Here is a 12,940-nt window from a genome sequence, read left to right as displayed (position 1 = left end):
CGTCGCTTGCATGCGCAAGCTATTAACCGTGCTCAACGCCATGGTTCGCGACAACGCCTCGTGGCATCTGGAACATGCGACATCCGCTTGACTGCCAACACAGTTGCTCACCTCAATCCTCTCCCCGTACACAAATCGGTGCACGGGGAGAGGGAGCCGATCATGCCCCAGCTTGGACAGGCTCTTCGGGTCAGATGCGGACACACTTCGTCACCGTTTCCTTTGAAACTATCTACTCCGCCATGTGTGACACGGTTGGCGTTCCATTTGGGCATAGCATCACCATTGAGCGGGATAGCCGCACCCGGCCGCGTCACGTCAAATTCACAGAATGACGCCCTTTGAGGGCTTGCGGCTAGCAAATGACGGTATTGCAATAACACCGAATCGCGGTCAATACCGTAGAAATGCGATGCGAGTCGCATTTTTCCATATAAGCTTGGCCCGCGAGCTGCTTGATCCGTCGCAAAGACTTCCTATCTTGTCCTTCGGAGAACGAGATGGAACAGATCATCGAATGCATCATCGCCGGGGGGCCACAGGACGGGCAGTTCAGGCGTCAATTGTTGGATACGCAATATAACGCACCGCTGGTTCTCGCGAGCGAAGATGGTCAGGTGTGCATGGCCGCCGCTCGCCGCCCCGATGGCCACCAAGGCACACGTTTAGTACTGCTGCATCCGCAAGCCACCGGCCAGCAATTCATTGCAGCGCTTGACGTCCTGGATGCCCGATCCGCGCAGGACCATACCTCCCAGGACATCTCGAACAATGCCATGCCGTGTAGCGACCAGTGCGAAAATTCCATGATTTACACGCGGAAGAATGGCTGATTTCGAGATTATCCGAGATGCGTCCGGCAGCCTGAATCGTCGAATGATGCACTGCAACTCAAGTCATCATCTCCCCACGCAAGACAATGATCCGCTTGCATAATCCAATGCTCTCGTCGCGTATCGCGGATACCGGCATGGCGATCGAATGGGCCAAACAGACCCTCCCGTATGGTTTACGGCCTATTCATTGAAATGACTGCCGTCCTATCCATGACGTGATTTTTAGTCACGTCCAATATTTGCCAATCAATCCAATCTTACGGACGATTAGTTCATGCGCCTGAAGTATTCATGTATTTCACGAAAATACATAATCTAATTACACGGCACCTTGACACCAAGACGAACATAATAGCCAGCTTGATTATCGGCAGTCTCGGATAACGCGTTATGTAGCCATGCATGCCTGATTTTCTTCTTCAACGCCGATGTAGCGGCTCGAGTGGATACCCTCCCAAGAGCCATCGTCAACCACCGATGGAGGATATGAAGATGTCAAATCTCAACGGCACCTACAAGAGTGGCAACGCCACACTGACCATCTCCAACGCGAATGACTCCAATGGCACCTTTGTCGGAAAGCTCACCGAGTCAAACGTGAATTATGATGTCAATGGACATTACCACTTCGAAAATAGCGTAGGGCCAAATACGGTCATCGCTTTTATCGCGAAGAATGACTCTTCCGGCTATCAGGCTCGCGCACTGTTTTCCAAGGACCTGGCATTCAGGACCTTGAAGGATGCGGGTGGGTTGAGCGCCTTTAACGGACAGGTATCCAACGTACAAGGCGAATTTATCCGCGTTTAATGAATCACTTGCCGTCGCAGAAGCCAATCTGCACGTCAAGCCGAGGTAACAACCTCCGATTGGCCCGCTCATAGACATGAGCGGGCCAATCGGCGCCTCCCTGGCAGACTGGTCATCAGGACGCCTGCACCGAATAGGTGGAGCGTCCCTAAGTCGGCTGCCGCTTCTTACCGGACGTTCTTTATCAGGATCCTGCCGGCGCGATAGGCGGCGAACTCCAGCGGTAATGCAATGGCGAAGCCCTGCGCGAAGTCGACACCGAGCTTTCGCACTTCGTCCAGCAGCTCGGTACTGCTGACGCCTTCGGCGACGGTCAATTTGCCTGTGATGTGTCCGATCTTGTTGATGGCCTCGACCATCGCGTAGTCGATGGGGTCCTTGATCATGTCCTCGACGAAACCCGCGTCGATCTTCACGAAATCGACCGGCAAATGCTTGAGGTACGTGAAGGACGACATGCCCACGCCGAAGTCGTCCAGGGCGAATCTGCATCCAAGCGCCCGCATCTCGACCATGAAAGCCGTTGCACGCGTTAGATTGGAAATGGCGGTGGTCTCGGTGATCTCGAAACACACCGACGATGGCGGGATGTCGAACGCCGTCAATTGGCGGCGCAAGAAGTCGGAGAAGCCGTCCTTGCACAGCGAAGCGCCCGAGAGATTGATAGCGACCCATTCCGGCAGCGACGCTGGGTCGCTATGGCGCAGTTCGCGCAGAGACGAAAAGGCCGCCTGCACCACCCATTGGTCGATAGCCGGCATCAAGCCATAGCGCTCGGCCGCCGGAATGAAGGTGCGGGGGAGAATCAGCTCGCCGTTCTCCGCCACCATGCGCAACAACAACTCCACATGACGGCCCAAACTGTCGTTGTTCGTGGCAACGATGTCTTGCGCATAGAGAGCGAAGCGCTCCTTCGCCAAGGCGTCCTGAATACGGCTTATCCAGGACATCTCCAACTGTCGCGCGGCGATATCGTCGTCGTTCTGGCGGTACGTCTGTACAAGGTTGCGGCCTTTATCCTTGGCGACATGGCAGGCCGCATCGGCGGCGCGGAGAATTTCCGCCGCCCCTGCCTTATCCCCAGGCGGGCTGACCAGACCAATACTTGCGCTGAGACGAAGCGCGCGATCATCGAAAACGAACCGCAATTCGCCGATGCTGGCGCGCAGACTTTCGGCAACCTGCAGGCCTTGCTCGGCGGCACAGTTGTTGAGGAGCACGACGAATTCATCCCCCCCCAATCGCGCCACTGTATCGCTATGGCGTACCTTCTTCTTGAAAAGACCAGCGGCCTGCCGCAACAGCTCGTCTCCCGCCGAGCGACCGCACATGTCATTGACGAGTTTGAACTGATCGAGGTCGATATAGAGCACGGTGAAGGGCACACTCCCTTCCTCGGCAGAAACCACCGCCCGCTCCAGTTGTCGCTCGAATTCCCGTCGATTGATCAATCCGGTCAGAACGTCATGTGCGGCCTGGTAGCGCAGCAAGGCTGCGTGCTCGCGCTCAGCGCTGAGGTCGCGCATCACCAGCACCGCGCCCTCCATGCTTCCCAAGCGGTCGCGGACCGGTGACACAATGAGATCGACAGCGATCCGTTTGCCATCGTTGCGTTGAAGCAGGAGCCTGTCACGCGATCTCCAGCCCGACTGTTCATGCATGACCCGTGTCGCCGGGTCGGGAATAGCTTCGTGGTTGCTCTCTTTGATGATGCGGCACACGTCGCTCACCGGACGTCCCCGCGCCGAATCCACCTGCCACCGCGTCAGCCGCTCGGCCACCGGATTGAGGTATTCGATGTTGTTGTGGGCATCGGTGGTGATGACCGCGTCCCCAATGGATTGCAGCGTGACCTGCGTACGCTCCTTTTCGGCGAACAGCTTCGCATCGGCGAAGTGGCGCTCGGTGATTTCCGTCACGGAGCCCGCCATGCGCATGGAGACGCCCAAGTCGTCGCGCACCGACTGGCCGCTCGCGTGGAACCAACGCACCTCCCCATCGGTAGGCCGTATCCGGAATTCGACGTCCAACGGTTCGGCCCGGCGGATGTGGGCGATGACGGCTCTCTTCGCAGCGTGGCGATCATCCGGGTGCAGGCGGCCGAAAATCGCCTCTGCATCTCCAGCGATGGGCTCGCCCTCCACCGCCAGCATCTGTTGCAGGCGAGGCGACAGATAGATTCCACCGCTGTCCCTGTCCCAGCTCCATAAACCATCGTTGCTTCCGGCAACCGCGAGCTGAAAGCGATCTTCACTGGCGCGCCATGCGTTTGTCGCACGCGCGCGATCAGCGAGAAGACGTCGCGTATACCAAGCGGTGCCGAGGGCAAACAATCCACCGAGCAGCCAGACCATGTCGCGTGATCCTTCGCTCAGAGCGTCGGCAAAGGCAAACGCCAGCGGAGGCAGGCCGTCGTTCGCGATGCGAAAAGCCCGCCCGCCGTCTTCTATCCAGCTGACTTCGTGATTCCCACGTGAAGCCCGAGCATGCATATCGCTTGCCAGTGCCACGACGGCGGCCAATCCATCGTCGGCGTTGACCCCGATCGAAATGGCGCGATGGACATCATCGATATGACGGACATGGCTGCCCCCGCCCGCAAAGGTGCGAGCCGACGACAGGATGCCGGTCGTGAGGATGGACAGACCCAGCATCGCTGCCACGACGAGGACGAAGGACAGGAGCATTTCCGCCACGCGTCCCCGCCTGCCCGATTCGATAGCCCTTCGGAATCTCACTGTCGCGCCCCCGATTTTTCAACGGGAACAGCTCAAAGCCGCAAGCGTCTCCTGCAAAGCACTGGGGAAGATCTGAATACTCCCCATCGTCACCCGGCTTATCGCTGGAATAACGAACTATTCGGAGCATCCTTAGCAGGCACCCTGTGAAGAATATCGGAAATTTCGACAACTTAGCCTGCAGACTGGCGAATAATTCGACCAAAGCCGGGGGCGACATGCCCCCCCTTCCAAGGAAGGCCCCGCCCCACCCTATGACGTGATTGGCATCGAATCTCAGCTAGCCGGACAGACGGTTATTTTTGTTGGTCGACCTCGGCGAAAGGCACTGCTTCTTTGAGAAGCTCGGCAAAGCTCGCTTTGGCGTTGGCAAGATGCTGGACCTTCGCACTTTGAATGAAGCAAGGGCGGGATAGATTCGGCGCGTTCGAGTCGATTCGACCGGCATGTGCATCGAAGGTCACGTCCTCGCGCTTCCAGTCAGCGACGTTATCGGGCAATTCGAGCAGCGTGGATATGTAGTCCATTTCCATGGCCGTGAATTTGTCCGAGAAAGTTCTTTTCAGAAACTGCTCAACATGGATCGACTCTCCCTTGCGGCCACCGAAGCCACGGAGCACCCCCACGGGGAATCCGGCGATGTATTTTGTGACCGGCGATACCACCTCTTTCAGGATCGCCAAGACGTCGCCATGCGGCACGGCTTTGACGACGTTGAGGGCACCTTTGACGAACTCTTCCTTCGTGATGTCATCTTCCAGAGTGAGGTTATTCAACATCTCTGATGTCTTTGAAAAACGCTCCAGCTTGGCGACGTCTGTGGTCGTCGCCAGCTCGATGCAATCGGACATCCATTGACGAAAACGGACCATCCCCTTGCTGTTGCGCATCTCCAACAGCGTGCGAACGATGTTCGATCCTTTGGCCTGCCCTTGAAGGACGCGCGATAAGAAGGATGTGCGTGACGCGTCATATACGGTGCGCGCCACGAAGATGGGGGGCAGTTCAGGTATCGGGAGAACGCCTAGCGACACCAGATCGTTGAGACCCTTCATCTTGTTGCGCACGAGCATCCTGATGCGGCGACCCGCAAGATCGGCGATGGAGTGCGTATACATGGGGGACGGGACTCTTTGTTGCCTGATGCCAAGGTAAAGATGTTCGCCCGGGAACACCGGCTTGAACCGAGGCAGGCCGCCATGCTCGATGGAATACTCGATGAAGAACGCATCCATCGTCAGCATCTCTTGGTGAATCTGAAGCTGCCTGGCTTTCCAGTCGGCGGTCAGCACAAAGGACGCGTCGCCGAAACTCTCCACCGGCTTCAGCGTCGCGGCGACAGCTGCCATCGCCTGCTCTTTGTCGCCATGGAAATGATCTATGGGATGAAAGAGCCCATCTTTTTGAAAGAGTTCTCTGGCCCTGGCGCTCGCGCCGAACTCGGGATCGCGCGGCACCACGCGCCCTTCCGTTTCGCCCGCGCATCCCCCAAAGAATATCCGGTCGCTAAAAAGCACCACTTTGATGAGCGTATCGAGCGTGCAAAGCATTTCGGTGGAAATCCACCGCTTTGTCTGGCGACCTTCTTCGAGAACGCCCAGTGCAGCCGTCGCGTTCTCGTAGGCGTAGCCAGTGATGACAGCGTCGAGCGGCCTGAAAATCATCGTCATCTCCTGATGCGATTTGATTGGCGTCGAATCTGAACGACGCGATGTTCCCCTCCCCCTGCTCGCAGGGGGAGGCCGGGAGGGGGTGAGCCCTTGCGAAAACCTCTCCCGCAACGCTTTCTCAAGTACTCACCCCTCCCCAGCCCTCCCCTGTCCCACGGGACTAGCTTTGCGTCGCAAGCAAGGGAGGGAGCAAGAGCTCGCGTAGCGGAGATTCGACGCCAATCAGGTAACGCGAAGATGTTATGCGCTTGCGCCCGTCCCTATAGCCACGGACGTGCGCGTGTGTCGATACACGCGCACGTCCATGGGTCACTTTCCATCAAACATCCGGTTGAGGTTCGCCCAACCGGCATGAGGGTCCATAGGTCAACGTGGATTCGTTCCGTCAGGTCCCAACGATTTCGGGCCAAACTTCAAGGAGATCTATCCGGCCACCCAAGGAGGCCCACCCGCTCCAACCGCTATTGGGCGCGGTTTGCCAGTTGTGCCAGACGGCTTCGTCGCCGCCGCGCGCAAAGACCTCCAGCCTTCCATCGGCATTGCGTCCCACCTCGAGCAGGTCGATCCAACCGCCCATCGAGTACCAGCCACTCCAGCCGCTGTTGGGGTAGGTTTGCCAGTTGTGCCAGACGGCTCCGTCGCCGCCGCGCGCAAAGACCTCCAGCCTTCCATCTTCGTTCTGGGCGACTTCAAGCAGGTCGATCCAGCCGCCCATGGAGTACCAGCCACTCCAGCCACCGTTGGGTGCAGTCTGCCAGTTATGCCAGACGGCGCCGTCGCCGCCACGCGCGAAAATCTCCAGCCTTCCGTCAGCATTTCCTCCGACTTCCAGCAGGTCGATCCAGCCACCCAGGGAATGCCAGCCGCTCCAGCCATTGTTGCGAGCGGTTTGCCAGTTGTGCCAGACGGCTCCGTCGCCGCCGCGCGCGAAGATCTCCAGCCTTCCGTCGTCGTTCTGGCCGACTTCAAGCAGATCGATCCAGCCACCCAAGGAGTACCAGCCACTCCAACCGCCATTGGGGGCGGTTTGCCAGTTGTGCCAGACCGCGCCATCACCACCGCGCGCGAAAATCTCCAACCGTCCATCGGCGTTTCTTGCGACTTCCAACCGGTCGATCCAGCCGCCCAAGGAGTGCCAGCCGCTCCAGGCGCCCGCCCCTGGCGACAGTTGCCAGTTGTGCCATACGGCACCATCTCCGCCGCGCGCGAAGACTTCCAGCCTTCCATCGTCATTCTGGCCGACCTCGATCAGGTCAACCCAGCCGCCCATCGAGTACCACCCGCTCCAGCCATTGTTGCGTGCGGTTTGCGCGTTGTACCAAACGGCACCGTCCGTACCACGTGCGAAGACTTCCATCAGACCCGGCAATGGGAAGACGTTGTCACTCGTCAGGCTGACCGGCGTTCCTTCCGGATAATAGGCTTGGAGAAGATTCTTGAAACGCGCCAGCGCATCGGTTCTTCCCGTGAGATTCGCGTAGGTCTGCGCAAGCGTCGGGGCCGCCGCTCTTACGATCTGCTGCCAACTGAAGTCGAGTTGGTGACGCAGGAAATTCAAGAACAACGTGGCGCAACCGATCGATACATAATTCCTGTCGGTCGGCTCGGTGACAGTGACAAAATCGGGACGACCTGGCGTATTCAGCCATACGCCGGCGGAGGCGAATCCGTCGAGAGACGCTGGATACAGCTGTGTCGTCAATACGCGCGAAAGTCCCTCGCCATTGCTATATCCGCAGTTCCAGCCGGCATGCTGATTGGCCATGAAGACTTCATCGACTTCGGCCATATTCAGCATATTGGCGAGATTGCCATCGGTACCGGAGAACGCCGCAACGTGCAGTTCCGTCGCCGCGCAGTTCGCGTGATAGGCACCAAAGCTGCCTGGGTCGATATAGACACTGAACCTGCCCGCATTGATGCCTCCAAACCATTGCCGCATCTGGGTGAAGTCCCGCTCGCAGTTCGCGAGCACGGCATTGGCCAAATGCGTTCCTGACGCGCCCAAGCTGCTGTCGTAGTAGACGTCAAAGTTCGCCGTACTGCCGGCTGATGTGTAAGGCCCAAGTGCTGCCAGTGCGGCCTGTCCTGGCTGCCCTTCTTCCCCATACTTCGCCAAGACATGAGCCGAAGGTGCCTGGTTTGAAGTGCCCGGTGACGTGCCTGGCCCTTCTAGAGCAGAGGGACGCGATGCTGTTCCCGGCGCGCCCATCCCGGCCGCGGCACTGGACGCTCCGAGCGTTCCGGGGCTTGCGGGGGGCGGTGGCGTTCCCGGCGTTCCTATCCCAGTCGCGGCGGGTGACGCTCCGGAAGTTCCGAGACTTGAGGGTGATGGTGGTGTTCCCTGTACTCCCTTCCCGAGCGCGGCAGGCGACGCTCCGAGAGCCCCGGGACTTGAGGGCGGCGGTGGTGTTCCCGGTGTTCCCTTGCCCACCGCTGCGGGTGATGTGCCAAGAGCCCCGGGACTTGAAGGTGGTTGTGGTGTTCCTGGTGTTCCCTTTCCCAGCGCAGCGGGCGATATGCCGGACGCGCCGGGACTTGAAGGTGGTGGCGGTGTTCCTGGTGTTCCCTTGCCCAGCGCTGCGGGTGATACGCCGGACGCACCGGAACTTGAAGGCGGTGGTGGCGTTCCTGGCGTCCCTATCTCGGTTGACGAGGATGCTCCGGGACTTGAGGGAGGTGGTGGGGTTCCCATGGCAGCGAGGTCGGGCGGCATGCCCGGCCCGCCGAGAGTCTGGAGCGCTGACTGCCCCAAGACAGTGTGTGCCGTGTTGGCACCCTTCCTTACGGACTTATCGTTCATCAGGTGTCCTCCGGTTTTTCAGGTAGCCCTGGCCAATACCGATGGCCTGTGAGGCCCAAGAGCCCGCTCACTATCTCCACGAGCTACGCGGAGATAGTGAGCAGGCTCCTGGGTAAAGCGTGCCGCCCAAGTCAGGAACTGACATGCGGCGAACTACGCAGATCTCTGCCACGGTCGCTTGCACGCCGATACAGCGGCGAGCCACAAGCGATGATTGGTGAGCGTCTCGTAGTGGCGTGTGCGGCCCTCGGTGAGTGACCGCGAAGGCAGTTGTTACGCGTCTCCCATTTCTGTCGGCAGCATCGCGCCATCGCTTTGATGGCCTAGTTACATCCTTTCGCGCCATGCATGTACTCATGCCATGGCATCGCGCCTTCGTACGGCGGAACTGACAATTCAACACCGCGTACGGCAACACGCTCGCCTGAGCGGCTTTTGCATCCGTGGATAGATGTAACTTGCGCCAGGTAGACCGATTCAAATAGCCGTCCATGCGCGCGATCCATCCACTTTCGCGGCAGTGCGTCACACCGGTGACACCGCTGACCGCAAGCAGCGACCCGCCTGGGGGCAACGTGGGCAAGCTAGCCTCCCGTTCTGGCGCGCGTCGGCTCAACACCGTGCTCCACAGAATGAGGTTCCCCTGGCCGTATTCGGCAACGGTCAGTCAGCAAATACGAGTTCTTGAACGCTTTACGCGCACCCCCTGCGCGCTTGCAGCAGCAAGCGGCGCCTGACTTGAGTACGAGCAATATAAGAATCACGGCATGCGAGGAGCATGCGTAAGCCCGTGTCTCTACTTTTCAGCGATGCCAGCAAAAAACTCTACCAACGTCGCAATCAACATGGGGTGAATTCAGTGTTTTTTCGCAGTGGAACGGAAAATCGTGCCAAGCTCCTCCTGACACACGGAACCTGCGTCCATCCGCTATTCAAGGCAGTGCCGTTGGTTGTGTAGCAGACGGCGCGCTCCACAAGAATCTATATCCAGCGTGAGATTCCAATATCTTCAACGCGTTGCGCTTCGCAGTTGAATTCGCCCACACACTTCACGCTATGAAAAATATTCACCTGGCAGGTGTGACGCATCGCTCGCAGCAAGCATTTCCATCAGGCGCTAGGTATCGATAATCAAACGAAGGGAGATTGGCTATGCGAACTTTCGAACAGATGTCGAAAACCCGATCTACCATGACTGCGCCGCCCGCTCGGCCCTGCCTGGAAGAACGCCGATCCGTAAAGCGGCTGTCAGAAGCAAATGCCAGAGATGTAAAAGGGGACTCTACCGCCGCTGGAATTACCTGTTTCGATTACGATTTAAGCCGTATACCCGTGCATCCTGAGCCGCCGAGATCGGCTCAACCAGGAGCAACCCCCGTTGCTCACGACTTTGGCACGCTACGGCTTCGCCCCATTCAGGCGCCAACGACAAGAGAGGTCTCGCACGTCGACATTTCCACCTTCGGTGGGCCCGAAGAGATTGTCGATCTGCCCTCGGGAGGGGGCGCAACGCAGGCACCCGCATCCGGGAAATCTGATTCATGCGAACAACCAATGAGCATGCACAAACTCACATCAGGGGCATTCCTGGGTGGGCTGACAATGGATAGCTATACCCCGGATTTGGCGGGCCACGGGTTCTATGATCACCCGGGAACGGGCGGCACGTTTGATACCCACAACCGTGCAGGGGCGAATATCCAACTTTACGGCGTTATCCCAAGCCCCTGTTCGCCAAGCGACTTTCGCCTGGAACAAACTGTGAAGCGCACACGCCTCCGTATCAATGGCAACGTTCACCCTGAAGAAGGGCAAACGTTTGATGACATCGCCAAGAGCGGCCAAAACGCCTCGGGTCCACCATTTCGCCAGGAGTTCCCTGGCGGAGGCGATGCTCCTCTGGGCTACATCATCTCCATGGCTGACTCGCCATTCACGGCGTACGACCCAACGATCAAGATTGAACACGATCGCGATTTCGTTACTTCGTTGGTGGGGCGGAACGGACGAAAATCGGTAAGCTGGTCGTTATCAACCCGCATATCAGGTGGGGCGGTCACCAGTAACGATTTAACTTGATATGCCATTGGAATCTTTCATTGCCTGCCATCAAAGCCTTGCACCCAGTGGTTTAATCCGATTCTCAGAAATGCGCATTGAATAGATCCTTCCGCGAGTCCACAAAGGAATCGAAAGCGTCGGTATTGGAAATCGAATTCCCGGGCGGGTTGTCCACCAGATCGCTGAAGGTGGGCGACGTGACATTCTCACCCTTGCCCTTGGTGTGTTTCTTGGAAGCCGGCTTGGTCGTCTTCCAGCCGTAGGTGGCATAGGGGTCCATGTTCATCAGGGTATTCACGCCATGCTTGAGGGTGATCAGGTCGGGAGTGGTCTTGGCCAGTTCGGTCTCTATCGAGGTATAGATCTGCCGGTAGTCCGTGACGTAGCGATCGACACGCGGCTGTATCTGGGTGCTATAGCCGTTGCTTGGCGCTTCCTCTTCCATCACTTCGTCCACATCGTCGGGCGCGAGCACCTGCTCGTCAAAGATTTCTTCCACGCCGTCCACGTCCGTGGTGTTCTGTAGCGCGGTGAGCGTGAGTCGATGCGCTGCCACATGCGGGCCCTGGGGTACGCTGCTCAGCTTGTTGTGGGGTTTGATATGCGTATAGGAATACAGCGTCGGCACACGGCTGGATAATCTGGGACGGCCTCCGGCCCTCAATTTCTTGTCGTAAATGCTCGCTTTGAACTGGGTGCTGAACACGGTGTAGGGGTCGTAACTGGAAATCCATTTTCCGCTGGACTGCCTCAGCACTTTGCGTTGGCCGACGGTTGCAGGAATACTGCCGCCCGCTGCCTCGTGCACTGGCGGCGCCACGCCAGGGGATGCCTTGCACTGCAAGGCCCGCGCGCCCATCTGATCCGCCTCGCTCTCCAAGGCCGCGTTGTCGTTGATGTTCACGCCGCCCAGGTTCATGGTCGGCTTCACCCGGCCCATGCTCTGCTGCACCACGTGCCAGGCTTCGTGCGGCAAATGCTTTTCCTGGCCGCGCGCCAGGTGGATATCCGAGCCTTGTGCGTAGGCCAGCGCGTTCAATTGCGCCGGTAACGGCGAGCCGTAATGCACGCGCACGCCGCTCATGTCCAGGCCCGAAAGCGACTCGATACCCGTGCGCAAACCACCTGGCAGCGCCTGCCCCCCTCCTGTGGCTGCCGCACGCTGCACCACGCCCGGGGAGTAATGCAGCCCAGGCGGCACGGTGGCGACATTCACGGCGACCCGCTGCACCGTGAGGGGTGCCGGCGATGTGTTGGCATCTGCTTTTTTGGCGGTGGGGTGACCCGCGCTGCGCTTCAAACGCGGGATCATATCGGCACAATGATCTCTTCCCAGCGCGTACCCGCGGGATCGAGCAGCCATTGGAAAGCGAGCTGGCGCTGGTACACCACCGGGCAAATCAATTCACCGGGCAAGTTTTCGTAAGGTGGCCCAGCCTGTCGGCACGCGTCGAGAAAGCGATGGGTCAGATCGGCAACATCGAAAATTTCGTCATTCGATCGCAGCGTACCGATCAATCCGGTTATCGAGCCGGACGTGGTGATGATCCTGGCAGCCTGTTGCGGGTCGCAGCGTGCCACCGGGTCGTCCAGCGTTTCCAGGCGGCCCAACACCCACAGCAGCGCCCAGCAGGCTTCGTATCCCCATTGGAACCGGTTCACCTGATCGCTTGCATCAGCCGTTCCATAGAGAAACTCCACTTCGGGCGGGCGCAGGTAGCGCCCAACATGAAAGTTGGTGACAAGCGAGGCCACGGTCGCCGGATCGAGACCCTCGGCCTTGGCGGCACAGAGACACAGACAGATGGCGCGCGCCGGAATGGCTTCCGGCGGACGCACCGATGCGGACAGTTCCAACGGCGGCGAGGATGGATCGATAGGAATGCCCATCTGCACGAGATGCGCTTCCGAGCGTGATTTTCTTGCCGCCGCATCGACGGGAGTAACCGTAGTCATCATGATCCTGATATGCGTGGTGTAGGGATGCTCTGATCTATTCAACGCAGGCGAGCTGACACAGCG

8 protein-coding genes are annotated in these 12,940 nt (G+C 58.8%); 3 read left to right on the top strand and 5 right to left on the bottom strand.

From position 1 onward, the window contains the following. Positions 1 to 500 precede the first annotated feature (500 nt). Both OUZ45_RS02535 and OUZ45_RS02530 read left to right on the top strand, forming a co-directional pair. A complete protein-coding gene (locus OUZ45_RS02535) occupies positions 501 to 833 on the top strand; it encodes a hypothetical protein (RefSeq protein ID WP_266168326.1) in 333 nt (110 codons plus the stop codon). Between the two features lie 495 nt (positions 834 to 1,328). Continuing rightward, complete coding sequence (locus OUZ45_RS02530; RefSeq protein ID WP_266168325.1) at positions 1,329 to 1,646, top strand: hypothetical protein; 318 nt, start codon at positions 1,329 to 1,331, stop codon at positions 1,644 to 1,646. Positions 1,647 to 1,813: 167 nt separating this feature from the next. Here OUZ45_RS02530 and OUZ45_RS02525 read toward each other — a convergent pair whose 3' ends face one another. From OUZ45_RS02525 to OUZ45_RS02515, 3 genes are all read right to left on the bottom strand, one after another. After that, a complete protein-coding gene (locus OUZ45_RS02525) occupies positions 1,814 to 4,333 on the bottom strand; it encodes an EAL domain-containing protein (RefSeq protein WP_266168347.1) in 2,520 nt (839 codons plus the stop codon). Positions 4,334 to 4,680: 347 nt separating this feature from the next. Further along, entirely contained in the window at positions 4,681 to 6,048 is a 1,368-nt protein-coding gene (locus OUZ45_RS02520; RefSeq protein ID WP_266168324.1) for a hypothetical protein, read from the bottom strand. Positions 6,049 to 6,439: 391 nt separating this feature from the next. Next, the gene (locus tag OUZ45_RS02515) at positions 6,440 to 8,173 is read right to left on the bottom strand and encodes a PLL family lectin (protein ID WP_266168323.1); all 1,734 of its coding nucleotides are present in this window, start codon (positions 8,171 to 8,173) and stop codon (positions 6,440 to 6,442) included. Between the two features lie 2,238 nt (positions 8,174 to 10,411). On the opposite strand from OUZ45_RS02515, the gene OUZ45_RS02510 reads away from it, so the two are divergent. After that, on the top strand, positions 10,412 to 10,936 hold the full coding sequence (locus tag OUZ45_RS02510) for a hypothetical protein (RefSeq protein WP_266168322.1): 525 nt from the start codon (positions 10,412 to 10,414) through the stop codon (positions 10,934 to 10,936). A 64-nt stretch (positions 10,937 to 11,000) separates the two neighbouring features. Here OUZ45_RS02510 and OUZ45_RS02505 read toward each other — a convergent pair whose 3' ends face one another. Together OUZ45_RS02505 and OUZ45_RS02500 are read right to left on the bottom strand one after the other, a co-directional pair. Further along, a complete protein-coding gene (locus OUZ45_RS02505) occupies positions 11,001 to 12,230 on the bottom strand; it encodes an eCIS core domain-containing protein (RefSeq protein ID WP_266168321.1) in 1,230 nt (409 codons plus the stop codon). Further along, complete coding sequence (locus tag OUZ45_RS02500) at positions 12,227 to 12,874, bottom strand: DUF4272 domain-containing protein (RefSeq protein WP_266168320.1); 648 nt, start codon at positions 12,872 to 12,874, stop codon at positions 12,227 to 12,229. The genes OUZ45_RS02505 and OUZ45_RS02500 overlap by 4 nt, the downstream gene beginning before the upstream one ends. Positions 12,875 to 12,940 lie beyond the last annotated feature (66 nt).

The sequence above is a fragment of the Dyella subtropica genome (assembly GCF_026283965.1).
Taxonomy (GTDB): Bacteria; Pseudomonadota; Gammaproteobacteria; order Xanthomonadales; family Rhodanobacteraceae; genus Dyella_D; species Dyella_D subtropica.
Note: the sequence above shows the minus strand (reverse complement) of the source record. Positions and strands in the feature narration are given on the sequence as shown.